Below are 15,146 nucleotides of genomic sequence, written 5' to 3'. Positions count from 1 at the left end.
ACGCCGTGCAGGCCGCCCACGCCATCCGCGAGGCCGTGTTGTCCGAGGTGCGCAAGGCCGTGGTCGGCCAGGACGAGGCCCTGGAGCTGATGCTCTGTGGCCTCATCGCCGGAGGCCACATCCTGCTGGAAGGCGTGCCCGGCGTGGCCAAGACGCTGATGGCCAAGGCCCTGTCGCGCAGCATCGGCGCGGAGTTCAAGCGCATCCAGTTCACCCCGGACCTGATGCCCGCGGACATCCTGGGCACCAGCGTGTTCGATTTGAAGACGCAGGGCTTCACGCTGGTGCGCGGCCCCATCTTCACGGACCTGCTGCTGGCGGACGAAATCAACCGCGCCCCGGCGAAGACGCAGTCCGCGCTGCTGGAGGCGATGCAGGAGCGCTCGGTGTCCATGGAGGGCCGCGTGCTGGCGCTCTCCCCGCTCTTCACCGTGTTCGCCACGCAGAACCCCGTGGAGTCCGAGGGCACCTATCCGCTGCCCGAGGCGCAGCTCGACCGCTTCCTGCTGAAAATCGAGGTGGGCTACCCCTCGCCGGAGGAGGAGGACGCGATTCTGGCCTCCGTGCACCGGGGCTTCGACTCAGGCGACCTGCAGCGCGCGGGCGTCAACGCCGCGGTGACGAAGGACGGGCTGCTGGCCGCGCGCGGCGCGCTGAATGAAGTGACGGTGGAGCCGCCGGTGCTGGCGTATGTGCGCAAGCTGGTGGCGGCCACGCGCGCCTCCAGCCGCATCCGCCTGGGGGCCGGGCCGCGCGCGGGCGTGCACCTGCTGCTGGCGGCCAAGGCCCTGGCGGCGCTGCGCGGGCGCGGCTTCGTCACCCCGGACGACGTGCGCTTCCTGGCGGCGCCCGTGCTGAAGCACCGCCTGCTGCTGTCGCCGGACGCGGAGCTGGACGGGGCCACGCCGACGGACGTGCTGCGCGAGGTGGTGCGCGGCGTCGAGGTCCCCCGGTGATTCCCACCCCGCGCCTCTGGGTGCTGCTGGCGCTGCTCGCGCTGCCGATGATGCTGGCGGGCTTCAGCCCCGGCATCGGCGGCGCCGTGCTCGCGCTGGACGCGCTGGTGCTGGCGCTGGCGGTGTTCGACGTGCTCACCGCGCGCGGGGCCCGGCTGGAGGTCCACCGCGTGCTGCCCGCGCGGCTCAACGTGGGCGTGGCCAACAAGGTGGTGGTGCGGCTGATTCACCGCAGCGGCGGCGCCGTCCAGGTGCGCGTCCGGGACGACGTGCCGGACGGCTTCGCCGCCACGCCAGAGGAGGCCCCGCTGCACCTGCCCGCGCGGAGCGAGTCGCGCTGGGTGTACCGGGTGACGCCCGTGAAGCGGGGCCGCTTCCAGTTCGGCGACGTGCACGTCCGCGTGCGCGGGCCGCTGGGGCTGGTGTCCCACGAGCGTGTGTTCCCCGCGGCGCAGGACATCGCCGTGTACCCGGACCTGCGCGGCGCCAACCGGCTGCTGCTGTCGGGCGCGGCGCTGGACCTGGTCAACCTGGGCCTGCGGCAGCTGCGGCGCGACGGGCGCGGCAGCGAGTTCGCCCGCCTGCGTGACTACGCCCAGGGCGACAGCGTGCGGGACGTGGACTGGAAGGCCACCGCGCGCCGGGGGCGGCCGGTGACGCGCGTGCTGGAGTCGGAGCGCTCGCAGTCCATCCTCATCTGCGTGGACGCGGGCCGCTCCATGGCCGCGCAGGTGGACGGGCTCACCAAGCTGGACCACGCGGTGAACGCGGCCCTCTTCCTGGCCTTCGTGGCCGTGCGCAACGGGGACCGCGTGGGGCTGGCCGTCTTCGCGGACGGCGTGAAGGCCTACCTGCCGCCCGCGGCCGGGCGCATGCAGTACCGGAAGATTGTCAACACGCTCTACGGCACCACGCCCAGCCTCACGTACGTGGACTACCTGGCGCTCTTCAAGGAGCTGAACCTCCGCCTCACGCGCCGCAGCCTGCTGTGTGTCTTCACCGACTTCCTGGACGAGGAGCAGGCCTCCACCATGGTGGCCCCGCTGCACCGCCTGGCGCGGCGGCACGTCCCCCTGTGCCTGTCGGTGAAGGACACCGCGCTCCAGAAGCTGCTGCGCACGCCGCCGCCCAGCCCGGAAGAGGCCTTCCAGCACGCGGTGGCCTCCGAGCTGCTCACCGACCGCGAGCTGCTCAAGGCGCGGGTGAGTCAGGGCGGCGTGCAGATGCTCGACGTGCAGCCGGATGAGCTGAGCCTGGCCGCCGTCAACCGCTACCTGGACATCAAGGCGCGCGGCGTGCTGTAGCGCCCGGGGCCACGTCCGGCGCCGACGCGGGCAGCGGCAACCACCCCATGAAGCGGGTGTCCGGGACGTTGCCCCGCACGCGGTGCAGCACCTGCTTGAAGAGGGCGTAGACGCGGAAGAAGCGCTCCAGGCCCGCGCGCTCGGCGTCCGTCAGGGGCGCGGCGGCGCACACCACCTTCGGGTCACCCCGCCCCGCGTCGATGAAGCCGATGACGCCCACCACCGGCACACGCAGCCGCTGGCCTGGCGCCAGCCGGGGCCCCATCACCACGGCGTCCAGCGGGTCGCCATCATCCGACGTGAGGCCTGGGAGGCTGCCGTAGTTGTACGGGCACGGCAGCGGCGACACGAAGTCCACCGCCCCATCCGCGCGGCGCTTCACGAAGGAGAAGCGCGGGCACTCGATGAGGACCTCCGGCTCGCCAGGCAGCGGCGGCAGCCACAAGCGCTCATCCATGGGCGGACTCAGGGCCGCCGGCTGGCGCCGCGCGGCCGCCCCGCAGCCAGTCCGACAGCAGGTACGCGTACACGCCCGCGCCCACCGTCAACGCGAAGGACACCTTGAACGCCACCGACAGCTTGGGCGGATGAATCTGGGACACCGTGCCCTCGATGAAGCCCGCGAGCACGAACAGGACGAGCGTGCCGAACAGCAGCCGCACCGCCGTCACCGCCTCCTGTCGCACCGCCTGTCCACGGGGCAGCCCTCGCGGGGCCACCATGCCTCGCGCAATCACCAGCCCCGCGGCGCCCGCGATGCAGATGGCGGTGATTTCCGGGATGCCGTGCGGGAGAATCCACGCCCAGAACCAGCCCGCCATTCCCTTGGCCGCATAGACTTGCGCGAGCGCGCCCAGGAACAGGCCATTGACGAACAGCATGAGGGCCGTGCCCAGGCCCACGGTGATGCCCAGCGCGAAGGCCAGGAAGGCCACCTGGATGTTGTGGGTGAAGAGGTAGGTGGTGAACTGGGCCTGGTCTCCCACCGACATGCCGTCCCCCGCGGCCTCGTTGGCCGCGCGTTCGACGGGGTCCAGGTTCAGGTGCTCGGCGGGCACCAGGTAGTGCGCCGCGTCGGGGTCCACCATCATCCCCGCGTAGCCGAAGCCCACGCCCGCCAGCAGCATCAGCAGCGACGCCACGTACATCCGCCACTCGCGCCGCATCAGCGCGGGGAAGCCCCGCGCCACGAAGCCCCACACGTCCGTCAGGCGCGGGCGCCGGCCCGGGTACGTCAACGCGTACGCCCGGCCCACCAGGTCGTTGAGGTAGGCGTTCACGTCCGCCGAGCCGCTGCGCGCGCGCACCCACAGCAAGTCACTGGAGACGGCGCGGTACAGCCGGCCCAGCGTCCGGGCGTCCTCCAGGCTCAGCGCGCGCAGGCCGTGGGATTCGGACCTGTCCAACAGCGACTCCAGCTGCTCCCAGCGCGGCTTGCGGGACTCGATGAACTCCGCCATCTCCATGGGCCGGCACTCTACCCCAGTGACGCGGCGGGCCACCCTGCCCTCCGATGAAGCTTTGTGGGAAAACGGGGGGCCATGACGTGTCGGATGGCGTTCCTGGGATGGTTGCTCGCCCTGCTGTCGGGATGCACGAGCATGCGCGCCCTGTGTCCCCTGGAGGGAGGCCGCCCCTGGGTGGAGGTGCGCAGTCCCCACTTCACCGTCCGCACCAACCTGGACACGGAGACGGCCGAGGAAGCAGCCCAGGAGCTGGAGCTGCTCCGCGAAGGACTGCTGCAGGCCTGGGGCGGCAGCTTCGACCCGCCGGGCACCGTGGACATCATCGTCCTCCACAACCGCAGCGCCCTGGAGGAGTTCACCAACATCCGCATCGAGGGCTTCTCCACCCACACCGAGGACGGCCCGCTGCTGGTGCTGGCCGGGCACGCCTACGCGCTCAGCGAGGCCACCGCGGACATCACCACCCAGGCCCATGAGCTGACGCACTACCTCTCCGAGCTCGCGCTCGTCCGCCAGCCGCGCTGGCTGTCGGAGGGACTGGCCAGCTACCTGGAGACCATCGCCCTCAGGCCGGAGCGGCGCGAGGTCATCCTCGGGCGCATCCACGGCGCCTTCTACAACCAGGTGCAGCGGCACGGCTGGCGCACGCTCGACGAGCTGTGGGAGTGGGACAGCAAGGGGCTGCTCGGCACCGCCGAGTCGCGGCAGTACTACGCGTCCTCGTGGCTGTGGGTGCACTTCTTCATCAGCCGGCACGGCGCGCGCTTCGAGGACTTCCAGAAGCGCCTCATGCACGGCGAGGCACCCCAGCAAGCCTTCGAGGCCGCCTTCCGCGGCGCGGAGGACCTGGCCGGCGAGCTGAACGGCTACGTGCGCCGCCCGGGCCACATGAACTACCGCACCATCACCGCGCCGCTGGCGCCCGTGACGAGCCCGCTCCAGACGCGCCCCATGCGCGCGGCCGAGGTCCACGCCATCCGCGCGCAGCTGTTCCTGATGACGCCGGGCGCGTCCCCCATGGAGGAGCGGCTGCCGCACATCGAACGGGAGATGGCGGAGGCCACGCGCGAGGAGCCCGGCAACGTGGACGCCATGCTGCTGCGCATCCGCTCCACGGAGGACCCCTTCCGCAGGCTCGCCCTGGCGCGCGAGCTGGTGGAGCGCCACCCCGGCAGCGGGCACGCGTGGAACGCCCTGGCACAGGCGCTGGACGCCGCGGGCAACACGTCCGAGGAGCAGGAGGCCGCGAGGCGCCGCGCGGTGGAGCTGCTGCCCGGCAGCGTGAGCGCCCAGAATGGACTGGCCGGCTACTACGCGCGTACCGCCCAGCCCCAGAAGGGCCTGACGGCGGCCCAGCGGGCCCTGTCCCTGGCGCCGGGAAACGCGTCGGTGCTGGACACGTGGTCCACCCTCCTCTTCCAGCTCGGCCGCTGCCCGGAGGCGCTGGACGCCCAGCAGCTCGCGGTGGACATGCTCCACGAAGGCACGCCGCAGCGGCTGCGGCGGACCGTGCACGACACGCTGGCCCGCTACCAGGCCGTGTGCGGACCCGAGGCCCGTCCCAACACCGTGAGCCCTCGGCCCCGCTGAAACGACGAAGCGCCGGAAGGGCCCAGGTGGGCTCCTCCGGCGCTCCGGGGTCCTACGGAAGCAAAGACGGCGAGGACTACTTCAGCAGCTTCTCCAGGGGCTTCTTCTCGCTGCTCGACTGGTCCTTGGTCCAGTCCACCACCGGCGTCTGCCACGCCATGCCCGTCTCGGTGGGCTCGGGGGCCAGCTTCTCGAACTCGAAGCCGTCACCGCCGAAGTAGAGGTACTCCACCGTGGCGACCGAGTACTCCTTCTTCGGGTCCAGGGCCTTGCCCTTGGCGTCCTTGAACTTGCCCTTGCCCGCGGCCGTGAAGCCGGAGACGAGCGCGTTCGGGTTGGCCAGCTGCCGGGCCAGGTCCTCGCCCTTCAGCTTCACCACGAGGAGCGTGTTCTCGAAGGGCATCACCGAGTAGATGCTGCCGCGAGTCACCGGACCGGCGGGCAGGTCGCCGCGGATGCCGCCGCTGTTGAGGACGGCCGCGTCCGTGCCGAGCACGTTGCGCACCGCGCCCGCCACCCACTTCGCCATCTGCGGCGACGACTGGGGGATGCCGGCCTTGGAGAAGCCAATCTGCTGGCCCAGCACCTCGTCCAGCTGCGACTTCCACTTGCCCACCAGCTGCGCCGTCTCCGCGTCCGGCGAGCCGCCCGACACCTCGACGAGCTTCGTCTCCAGGCCGGTCAGCTTCTCACCCGCGGGCTTCGCCGGATCGAAGGTGACGTGCGCGCGCAGGTACTTGCCGAAGCCACGGTCCAGCGACACGAAGCGGGTCGCGCCGTCCTTCAGGTCGACGGGCTGCGCGCAGCGGCCACCGGCCACCAGCGCCACCTTCCACTCGGGGTGCTTGGCCACCGCGGGCTGCAGGTCGGTGACGCACTCGTCGGCGAGCACCACGACCACGTCCGCGCCGGCCTTGCGGGCCTCGGGAATGGCGGTGGTGAGCGCCTCCTCGTAGCCCGTCACCTCCAGGCCATCCGCGCGGCCGGGCATGGCGGTGCGGACCGTCTTCTCGGACGCCAGGCCCACCACGCCAATCTTGAGGCCGCGGCGCTCGAACACCTGGAACGCCGGCATGGACAGGTCGCCCGCCAGCGCCGGGTCCTTCACCTTGAGGTTGGCGGCGAGGAACGGGAAGCCGCCCGCGCCGCGGTTCTTGAGGAAGGCCTCCTTGCCGAAGGCCAGCTCATGGTTGCCCAGGGCGGAGGCGGCGTAGCCCATGCGGCCCATGACCTCGGCCGTGGGCGTGCCCAGGAAGAAGGAGGAGATGGCCGGGCCGTTCCAGTGGTCACCCGTGGCGAGCGCCAGCGTGCTGGCGTCCGCGCACGTGGGCTGGCCATCCTTCACGGGACCGGGACAGTGCTTCTCATCGGCCACCCAGCGGCCGAGCAGCTCCGCGGCGCCGCCCTTGCCCTCCGAGGGCTGGAGCTGGCCGAACGCGCCACCTGTCACGAGCAGCGTGACTTCAGTTGGAGCAGCGGGCGCCTTGGCTACCGGCGCGGCGGCCGGGGGAGGAGTGGGATTGCTCTTCTCGCAGCCGGCAATGGTACCGAGGGCGAGCACCAGCACGCCGGACAGCGGCTGGCGGAAGGGACGAGGACGGAGAGGGTTCGTGCTCACAAGTGCGCCTTTAGCACAACTCGGCTCGTGCTACGCTGAGACACGTGGCTGACAGCGACACGCCGCACGGCGGTTCCTCACCCGAAGGCAACGTTCACAAGCACACAGAGCAGGGGTTCGCCGGCCAGGGCGAGGCCCGGGCGCGCGAACTCTGGGGAGAGGTGAGCGCGGGTGCGCGTCACTTTTCATTGAAAGACCGGAAACCGCCCGAAGGCCGCCTGCGCCAGTTCTTCTACGGCATGAGCCTGCCGTTCCACATCGGTGGAGCGCTGCTGGGGGATCCGGTCGCGCGCAAACAATACATTCGTGTCGGGTTTCTCCAATCCATTGCAGCGTTGGCATTGGCCTTGAGTTGCATGACTTCCGGAACGGAAGCGGCGGAGAGCGCCAGCAGGCGGGAGTCCCGAGCCGAAGCGCGCGCCAGGGCGGCGCGGGTTCAAAAAGTCGCCGAGGTCTTCGTCGACCAGCACGCCAAGAAGGAGGCGGCGGCGGCCACCCGCCGCGCGAAGGAGGTTGAAGCCCAGACCATCCAGCGCCTCCAGGAAATCGACGCGCGGATTGCCCGGCGCAAGCAGGCTGAAGCCCAGCACGCTGGCGAGGAGGCGCCCCCAGGCCCCGAAGCGCGGCCTGAGCGTGAGGCCGCGGCGCCCACCCCGGCGGACACGGCCGAAGAGCGGCTGGAGCAGCGCATCCGGGACGTGGAGGCCGCGGCCCAGGGGGCCGACGCGGGCACGTCCCTGGCGACGGCCATCACCGCGCTGGTGATGGAGGCCACGAAGGAAATGGAGCCGGAGGCCCCGGCGGATGACCCACGCACCGGAGAGGACACCCAGGCCCCTGCCCACGCGGAGCGCACCTGGAAGGTGAAGGGCTTCTCCGTGTGGGGTCTGGCCTTCTGGGCGGCGCTGTTCGCCGCGCTGCAATTGGCGCAGTGGGTGGTCATCGCCCTGTCGCGGGACTACCACGACGCCATCTCCCGCAAGGCCAGCCTGCTCACGGGGCTGGAGCCGGAGGACGAGGAGTTCCCGCCGCGCGTGCGCCTCAATGTCCCGTGGCTGCGCAAGAAGCTGAAGCGCCGCTGGCGGGCCTTCCTGCTGCTCATGGTGGGCGTGCCAGCGCTGGTGCTGCTCACCGTCCCGCTCATGTTCGCTTCCCGTTTCGCATTCACGGCCCTGTTCACCGCCTGGAGCGCGTGGTGGTGGGTGGTCTTCACCGCCGCCAAGAGCGCGCGGGCCTGGGAGCCGTCCGCGGGGCCCACGCGGCCACCCTGGTTCCTGCGGATGTGGACGGTGCTCACCACGCGCGTGCCGGGGCTGCGGTGGGGCGCGCTCCAGCGGTATGGCGCGTCCTGGGGACGGCGCACGGAGGAAGTCTTCGCGCCCATCTCCAGCACGGAGCGATACCCCTGGGTGTTCGCCGGGCTGGGAGTGGTCCGCTTCATGGGCTCATTCCCGCCGATGAAGTTCTTCGTCCGGCCGCTCATCCCCGTCGCCTCCGCGCACCTGCTGGAGGAGGACGTGGCCGCGGCCAGGAAGGCGCTCGCCGCCGGGGCGAACGCCTCGCCGCCCGAAGCCGAGGTGCCCCGCCCCGCCGACGTGTGGTGACGGGAGGGACGTCCCCCGCGCCGCTTCGCTCAGGAGTCGTCGCGCGAGCGGTCGTCGCTCCCATCCGGCGCCGGCCCATCAGGCAGCGGCGGCGCCAGGGGGCCCAGCGGCGCCGTCATCTCCAGCCGCTCGCCCGTCTCGCGCGAGTCCGGCAGGTCGATGAGGGCCTGGAGCTGCAGGCTCACCGCGCGGAAGAAGCCCGTCAGCAGCTCCGGCCGGTCCGCGAGCAGGTCCAGGAAGTCACGCCGGTCGATGATGAGCACCCGCGTATCCACCCCGGCCACCATGTCCGTGGGACGCGGCGCGCCGTCGAGCAGGCTCACCTCGCCGAAGGCCTGCTTGCCCTGGAAGCGCAGCACATGCTCGCCGTCGTGGAAGGCATCCACGGCGCCGTCGACGATGACGTAGAGCGCGTCGCCCGGGTCGCCCTGGGCGTAGATGCGCTCGCCCGCGCGGAACGACGCCTCGCGGGCCACGGCGGCGATGGCGGCGATGTCGTCCACGTCGCACTGGGAGAAGACGCTCACCCCTTCCAGCGCGAACATGCGCTGGACTGTCCTGTCGCTCATGTCACCTTCCTGTGGGAGCACGTGCAGCCCGTTCACCCACGCCACATGGCGGGCACACGCGCGCAGCACGCCGTCTTCGCTCTGGACCAGCGCCGCCAGCCGCCGCCACAGCCGGCCGGGCGCGCCGGGCGGGAGCTCACGGTGGTGCGCCTCCACCTGCTCCATCACCAGCTCCCGGTCCTCTTCGTCGACCAGGTTCTCCAACAGCTCCAGCGCCAACGCGCGACGGCGCGGGTCCGGCCCCACCAGGTTGTAGTGGATGCCGCGCATCACGTGTGACGGATGGAGCAGCCCCAGGAGGAAGAAGCACAACTCCAGCGCCTGGTCCATCCGGTCGCCCACCGCGCGCGTGAGCAGCGAGCCATCCCCTAGCGCCGCGCGCAGGTCGCGGAAGGCACCCACCAGGTTGCGGTAGACCTCGCGCCGCCGGCCCAGGGCTTCACGCACGCGCTCCGCGTCCACGGGGTGCTCGGGGTGCTCGTCGCGCAGGCGGGACATCTGCGCGCCAATCCGGAAGTGCAGGGACGCGTCGTCGCGCACGTTGGAGAACAGCAGCGCGTCCAGCGCCGCCGGTGTCCCGATGCCGCGCAGCACGCGGGGCAGTTGCAGCCGCATCGCCAGCGGCGCCACGCGGTTGTTGAGCTGGTCCTCCACCAGCGGCGTCACCTCGTCCCCCAGCGCCACCAGCGCCTCGCGCGCCGCCTTGCGCTCCTCGCGCCAGGTGAGGAACGGCAGCAGCCGGGGTGCCAGCTCCGCGTAGCCGCCCTTGCCCACCGCGACCAGCGCCACGTGCCGCACGGAGCCGTCCGCGTCCTCCAGGTAGCGCGCCAGCGGCTCCGCGAAGCGTGAGCTCTGGATGCGCCCCAGGAGCCGCGCCACCTCGCGGCGCTCGGACACCGGCGCGCCCTCGCCGCGCGACAACATCGCCCGCAGCGCGTCCAGCGCCACGGCGCTCCCCGTCGACTTCACCAGCGCGCCAATGGCCGCGCAGCGCAGCCCCACGTCCGGGTGATTCAGCAGCGCGGGCAGCAGGCGCTCCGCCCGCTCCGGTGACAGCCGCGCCAGGGCCCACACCGCCTGGTCCCGAGGCCGACGCGGCCCTTCCTCCACCAGCCGCTCCAGCACCGGCGCCAGCTCGTGCGCCTCCAGCTCCAGGGCCAGGGAGACGCCGCGCTCCAGCACCCGCTCGTGCGGGTGGCGCAGCAGCGCGGACAGGTGCGGCCGCAGCGGCACCTCCGCCTGCTCCATCATCGCCACCGCGCGCAGCACCCGCTCCGGAGAAGGCGCCGCCAGGGCCTCGGCCAGCAGCCGCTGCTCCTCCTCGCCCTCCAGCGCCACGTCCTCTTCCTCGGGCGCGCCCACCTGCTCGCCCAGCGCGGCCACGTACGCGGACTTCAGCCGCACCAGCAGCAGCCCCAGCGCCGCGCACATGCCCACCACCGCCACCGCCATGGTGACGCCGTTGGCCGCGCGGCCCGCGCCGATGAGCAGCAGGCCGGCCAGCACCACGCCGCCCTTGCGCAGCAGCCCATCCACCGTGGCGCGCAGGCCCTCGCGCTGGTCGTCCGGCACCGCGGTGTAGAGCAGCTGGATGCCCACCGGGAGGATGGAGTAGCTCACCGCCGTCTCCACCAGCCGCAGCAGGTGCACCGGCCACAAGCTGGGCGTGACGAGCGCCGCGCCCGCCAGCGGCGCGAGGACGAGCGGCACCATCGCCACGTAGCGCAGCAGCCCCAGCCGCTTCAGCAGGCGCTGCGCCACCAGCAGCTGGAAGGCCACGCAGAACAGGCCAATCCACAGCTGGAGCGAACCGAAGAGCGCCGTCAGCGCGTCCTCGCTCAGCGTGCCCTCCAGGCGCAGCCGGAAAAGGTAGTCCACGAACGACGACAGCACCGCGAACGCGATGCCCAGCGCCGCCAGCACCTGGGCGTAGGGGCTCTCCGCCAGGTAGCGCAGCCCCAGGAAGGACGCGGGGCGTCCGCGCGGCGGCGTGGGCGGCAGGCCCTTGTACAGGTGGTGGAAGATGGCGCCCGCGGCCAAGAGGCCCACGGCGCCGCTCACCACGATGGCCGGCGTGCCCAGCTTCACCGCCAGGCCCTGCACCAGCAGCCCTCCGGCGATGCCTCCGCCCATGCCGAAGCCGTTGAGCGCGGTGAAGGCCCGGCGCGCCTCCCGCGCGTCGAACGCGGCCGCCATGCGGCCCCAGAAGCGGAAGGACACGAACGTGGAGAAGGTGTCCGCGAAGAGATACAGCGCCAGCGCGGGCATGCGCTGCCCCGCGGACAGGGCCCCCGCCAACACCAGCGCCACCACGCCGCCCATGCCCGTCAACAGGCCCGGGGACTCGAAGGGCGAGCCCGGCTTGGAGCGCGGCAGCACCGTCATGGCCGCCGTCATCAACGCGCCCAGCAGGTACAGGTACGGCAGCGCCTGGGACTCGAAGCGCGACAACACCAGGGCGTTGGAAGCCGTCTTCAGCTGCGTCACCCCTGCGATGAGCGCGAACTGAAAGGCTGCCGCCGGCAACAGGCGGCGGTTCCATGATGAGGAGTCGGAGGGGGGCACGGTTCGAGTGCGCGGCAGCCTACTCCACGCCCTCTCGCCCCTTGAATAGCGCTGTCGTGCGAGGTGCCGCCCGCCTGCCCCCCGGACGGCGGGCATGTCACTTCGGACACCTGCACCCGACTTCCGCCGCCCTCACTGAAATCGTTGGAGCCGCGATGAAGGTGCCGCGAGCCTGCCCGCACGCGCGCCGCCGCGGCTAGACTGTGTCGGTGACGACCGCCACCGACACCCTGCTGGACGGCACCCACACGGTGCTCACCCCCGAGTACGTGGAGTTCCGCTTCACGCTCGCGGGCCTGTACTCGCGCTTCCTGGCGTGGCTGCTGGACGCCGTCATCGTCACGCTGCTCACCGGCACCATCCTGACGACGCTCAGCCTGGTGATGTTCGCCTTCCCGGGCTTCGCCAGCGCGCTGTCCATCGTCATCTACTTCCTGGTGGACTGGGGCTACGCGATGACGCTGGAGACGGTGTGGAGCGGACGCACCGTGGGCAAGCGGGTGATGTCGCTGCGGGTCATCCAGGAGAGCGGCGTGCGCATCGGCTTCTACCACGCGGCGCTGCGCAACCTGGCGCGTCCGGTGGACCGGCTGCCCCTCTTCTACCTGGTGGGTGGGCTCACCGCGCTGGTGTCCGGCTCCCAGCAGCGGCTGGGGGACATGCTGGCGGGGACGCTGGTGGTGCGCGAGCGGCGCCTGAAGGTGCCCTCCGCCCTGGGCACGCCGGGCGAGGAAGGGCTGCTGGCGGATCCGCTCTTCGTGTCGCGCGTGAAGCGCCTGTCCAGCGAGGAGCGGGAAGTGGTGCTGACCGCGGCCCTGCGCCGCGAGGAGCTGCGCATGGAGGCGCGGCTCCGGCTGTTCGCGGCGCTGGGGGCACGGCTGCAGGACGCGCTGGCCATGGAGAAGCCGGCCCACCTCTCCGACGAGAAGTGGGCGCTGCTGGTGGCCGCGGCCCTGCTCCCGCGAAAGGGGCAGTCTAGAAGTACGCCGCCGCGCCGGCAGACAGCGTGAGCGTGCGCTGCGTCTTCTCATTGAGCGCGATGTAGAAGTTGTACTGCGCGCGCGCGCCCACGCTCACCGAGTCCGACACGAAGAAGTCAACGCCGACGTTGGGGCCAATGCCCACGAAGTTGCTGACGCTGTCCTTGAAGACGATGAGGTAGCTCAGGTCCGAGCCCACATAGGGGCGGATGGACTCCTCCATCAGCAGGTACCGGATGCCAATGGACGGCGCCAGGCCCACCACGCGCCGCTCGTTGCGGTCCGTGGTGTCGCGCGGGAACGCGAGCTTCGACAGCGAGACGACCTCGAAGCCGTTCTCGATGTAGAGGCTGGCGTCAACCCCCACGAAGAACGCGTCGTCCAGGCCGTTCGTCCGGTTGAAGTCCATGTAGCCCAGTGACAGGCCCAGGCTGCGGTTGGCGAACTGGGCATGCGCGGGGCTGGCCGACAGGAGGGCCAGGGCAAAGCCGAGGGTGCAGAGCAGGGTACGCATGGGCCGCCACTCTACCGGCGTAACCCCCGGAAAACAGCCTGGATTCAAGCCACGCCGGGCGTTGCCTGGGCGCGGGCGCTCTCCTACACTCGCCCCGCCATGCGTGTCCGCCGACTTGTTGCTGCGCTGTCCCTGGTCTCCGCCCTGCCCTTCGTCGCCTGCGTCCGGACCCCGCCTCCTCACGAGCGGGCGCTCATCAACAATGAGCTGTGCTCGCAAGAGATGGCCAAGGGCGACCTGACCCGCGCGGACACGTTCTGTGATCTGGGCCTGGAGTTCTCCCCCCAGTACGCGGACCTCTGGTCCAACAAGGGCCTCATCGCCATGTACTCGGGCCGCCAGGATGACGCGAAGAAGCACTTCATCAAGGCGCTGCGCTACAACCAGGAGCACCTCCAGGCGTACCAGAACCTCGGCGCCATCTACATGCAGGAAGGCGCGTACGGGAAGGCGCACGACAACTTCCGCCGGGCCCTGAAGGTCAACCCGGACAACCTGGAGTCGCGCTACAACCTGGCCCTCTCCCTGATGAAGATGGGGAAGATGGACGAGTCCAAGAAGGAGCTGCGCACGCTCCTGGCCGTCAACCCCGGCATCGCCGACGCGCACCACACCCTGGGCGTCATCGCCTATTCGGAAGGTGAATACGACGCGGCCGGCGAGCACCTCGCCCGGGCCACGCAGCTGGTCCAGGACTCGCCCCTGCTGTGGCACGACCTGGGCACCGCGTTCATGGAGCTGGGCCGCTTCCCGGAAGCACGTGAGGCCTTCGCCAACTGCGCCCAGCTGGACGCCAGCAACACCAGCTGCATCAACAACCTGTCCCTGGCCCAGCGCAAGGCGGCCCTCACCGACGCGGCCTTCAAGGAGATCAAGGACACGCAGCAGGCGGAGAACTCCGCGCCCGCGCTGTTCATGCTCGCGCGTCAATACCGGGAGAAGGGCCTGCTGGCGGAGGAGGAGACCACCTACCGCAAGTGCGTCAAGCTGGATGCGAAGTTCGCCGCCTGCCACTACGGCCTCTACGAGCTCTTCTTCGAAGCCCACAAGCGCGAGCACGCGCAGATCGCCTGCAAGAACTTCCTGAAGTACGGGACGTCTGAGGAATTCCCCACGGAGTACCAGACGTGTGAGAGATTCCTGAGCGACGCGACGTTCTGATGTCCCGCCTCCCCGACTCCCCTCCTTCTCGATGAGCGTTCGTCTCACCGTCACGCAGCGCAGCGAGGCCGGCGCGGCCCAGAGCACCGAGTTCGTCCTCGACGACGCGGTCATCACCCTGGGCCGCGACAAGGCCTGTCAGGTCGTGCTCGCCCAGCAGGCGGTGTCGCGCAACCATGCGCGCATCTGCCAGGACGGGACGCTCTTCTTCGTGGAGGACCTGGGCAGCTCGTACGGCACGCAGATCAACGGCAAGCCCGTGCCCAAGGGCGAGAAGCGGCTGCTGCGCAACGGCGACGTCATCGCCATCGCCACGTTCGACGTCCGCTTCGAGCGGGTGATGGACCTGAGCGTCGAGTCTGGCGGGGAGAAGACGTCCTTCATCGCCCGGGGCATGGTGAAGGACGCCATGCGCGGCCTGGCCGGCGGCGGCGAGGAGCGCTACCTGCGCTTCATGAACGGGCCTCGCGAGGGCGAGCGCATCGAGCTGGGGGACGCGAAGGAAGTCATCATGGGCCGCGACGAGAAGGACGCGGACATCATCCTCAAGGATGACCTGGTCTCCCGGAAGCACGCCAAGGTGCGCCGCGACTGGTCCGGCACGCACGTGGAGGACCTGGGCAGCCGCAATGGCATCAAGGTGAACAAGAAGCGGGTCAACCGCCGGCAGCTCAAGGACGGGGACGAGCTGGAGGTGGGCGCCACCCGCTTCCTGTACGTGGACCCCACCGAGCCGGCCGAGGAGCCCGTTCAGCTCGCCGCCGAGGTCAAGGCGCCGCCTCCGCCCTCGCCCCGTCGTCCGCGCCCGGAGCCCAAGCC

At 71.1% G+C, this 15,146-nt stretch carries 12 protein-coding genes; 7 read left to right on the top strand and 5 right to left on the bottom strand.

Going from position 1 to position 15,146, the window contains the following annotated elements; translation table 11 throughout:
• Positions 1-956, top strand: a 956-nt coding sequence (locus G4D87_RS19355) for an AAA family ATPase (RefSeq protein WP_240358412.1), incomplete at its 5' end; no start/stop codon positions are given.
• A complete protein-coding gene (locus G4D87_RS19350) occupies positions 953-2,260 on the top strand; it encodes a DUF58 domain-containing protein (RefSeq protein WP_163783540.1) in 1,308 nt (435 codons plus the stop codon). The genes G4D87_RS19355 and G4D87_RS19350, both read left to right, overlap by 4 nt.
• Here the strand turns inward: G4D87_RS19350 and G4D87_RS19345 are convergent.
• Both G4D87_RS19345 and G4D87_RS19340 read right to left on the bottom strand, forming a co-directional pair.
• The gene (locus G4D87_RS19345; protein WP_163783539.1) at positions 2,238-2,717 is read right to left on the bottom strand and encodes an inorganic diphosphatase; all 480 of its coding nucleotides are present in this window, start codon (positions 2,715-2,717) and stop codon (positions 2,238-2,240) included. The genes G4D87_RS19350 and G4D87_RS19345 overlap by 23 nt on opposite strands.
• Positions 2,710-3,726: a stage II sporulation protein M gene (locus G4D87_RS19340; protein ID WP_163783538.1), complete on the bottom strand. Its 1,017-nt coding sequence runs from the start codon at positions 3,724-3,726 to the stop codon at positions 2,710-2,712. The genes G4D87_RS19345 and G4D87_RS19340 overlap by 8 nt, the downstream gene beginning before the upstream one ends.
• An 87-nt stretch (positions 3,727-3,813) precedes the next feature.
• On the opposite strand from G4D87_RS19340, the gene G4D87_RS19335 reads away from it, so the two are divergent.
• Positions 3,814-5,316 carry a hypothetical protein gene (locus G4D87_RS19335; protein ID WP_163783541.1) on the top strand — a complete coding sequence of 501 codons (1,503 nt, stop codon included), beginning with the start codon at positions 3,814-3,816 and terminating at the stop codon, positions 5,314-5,316.
• Between the two features lie 76 nt (positions 5,317-5,392).
• On the opposite strand, the gene G4D87_RS19330 is transcribed toward G4D87_RS19335, so the two are convergent.
• A complete protein-coding gene (locus G4D87_RS19330) occupies positions 5,393-6,934 on the bottom strand; it encodes a bifunctional metallophosphatase/5'-nucleotidase (protein WP_163783537.1) in 1,542 nt (513 codons plus the stop codon).
• A 356-nt stretch (positions 6,935-7,290) separates the two neighbouring features.
• Here G4D87_RS19330 and G4D87_RS19325 point away from each other — a divergent pair, with 356 nt between their 5' ends.
• Entirely contained in the window at positions 7,291-8,538 is a 1,248-nt protein-coding gene (locus G4D87_RS19325) for a hypothetical protein (RefSeq protein WP_240358410.1), read from the top strand.
• A gap of 29 nt (positions 8,539-8,567) precedes the next feature.
• Here the strand turns inward: G4D87_RS19325 and G4D87_RS19320 are convergent, their stop codons facing one another.
• The gene (locus tag G4D87_RS19320) at positions 8,568-11,672 is read right to left on the bottom strand and encodes a cyclic nucleotide-binding domain-containing protein (protein WP_163783535.1); all 3,105 of its coding nucleotides are present in this window, start codon (positions 11,670-11,672) and stop codon (positions 8,568-8,570) included.
• A gap of 203 nt (positions 11,673-11,875) precedes the next feature.
• Between G4D87_RS19320 and G4D87_RS19315 the strand changes: the two genes are divergently transcribed.
• Complete coding sequence (locus G4D87_RS19315) at positions 11,876-12,682, top strand: RDD family protein (RefSeq protein WP_163783534.1); 807 nt, start codon at positions 11,876-11,878, stop codon at positions 12,680-12,682.
• Here the strand turns inward: G4D87_RS19315 and G4D87_RS19310 are convergent.
• Positions 12,648-13,166 carry an outer membrane beta-barrel protein gene (locus G4D87_RS19310; RefSeq protein WP_205507643.1) on the bottom strand — a complete coding sequence of 173 codons (519 nt, stop codon included), beginning with the start codon at positions 13,164-13,166 and terminating at the stop codon, positions 12,648-12,650. The two genes, G4D87_RS19315 and G4D87_RS19310, sit on opposite strands and share 35 nt — an antisense overlap.
• Before the next feature lie 99 nt (positions 13,167-13,265).
• Between G4D87_RS19310 and G4D87_RS19305 the strand changes: the two genes are divergently transcribed.
• Both G4D87_RS19305 and G4D87_RS19300 read left to right on the top strand, forming a co-directional pair.
• Positions 13,266-14,327, top strand: a complete 1,062-nt coding sequence (locus tag G4D87_RS19305) for a tetratricopeptide repeat protein (protein WP_240358409.1) — start codon at positions 13,266-13,268, stop codon at positions 14,325-14,327.
• 31 nt (positions 14,328-14,358) lie between these two features.
• On the top strand, positions 14,359-15,146 hold a 788-nt coding region (locus G4D87_RS19300), incomplete at its 3' end, for an FHA domain-containing protein (protein WP_163783531.1).

Source organism: Myxococcus vastator (genome assembly GCF_010894475.1).
GTDB classification, from domain to species: Bacteria; Myxococcota; Myxococcia; order Myxococcales; family Myxococcaceae; genus Myxococcus; species Myxococcus vastator.
Note: the sequence above shows the minus strand (reverse complement) of the source record. Positions and strands in the feature narration are given on the sequence as shown.

Excerpts from the sequence above, each read along its gene's own strand:
- G4D87_RS19345 (WP_163783539.1), bottom strand. The coding sequence starts at position 2,717 with ATGGATGAGCGCTTGTGGCTGCCGCCGCTGCCTGGCGAGCCGGAGGTC.
- G4D87_RS19340 (WP_163783538.1), bottom strand. The coding sequence starts at position 3,726 with ATGGAGATGGCGGAGTTCATCGAGTCCCGCAAGCCGCGCTGGGAGCAG.
- G4D87_RS19335 (WP_163783541.1), top strand. The coding sequence starts at position 3,814 with ATGGCGTTCCTGGGATGGTTGCTCGCCCTGCTGTCGGGATGCACGAGC.
- G4D87_RS19325 (WP_240358410.1), top strand. The coding sequence starts at position 7,291 with ATGACTTCCGGAACGGAAGCGGCGGAGAGCGCCAGCAGGCGGGAGTCC.
- G4D87_RS19310 (WP_205507643.1), bottom strand. The coding sequence starts at position 13,166 with ATGCGTACCCTGCTCTGCACCCTCGGCTTTGCCCTGGCCCTCCTGTCG.
- G4D87_RS19305 (WP_240358409.1), top strand. The coding sequence starts at position 13,266 with ATGCGTGTCCGCCGACTTGTTGCTGCGCTGTCCCTGGTCTCCGCCCTG.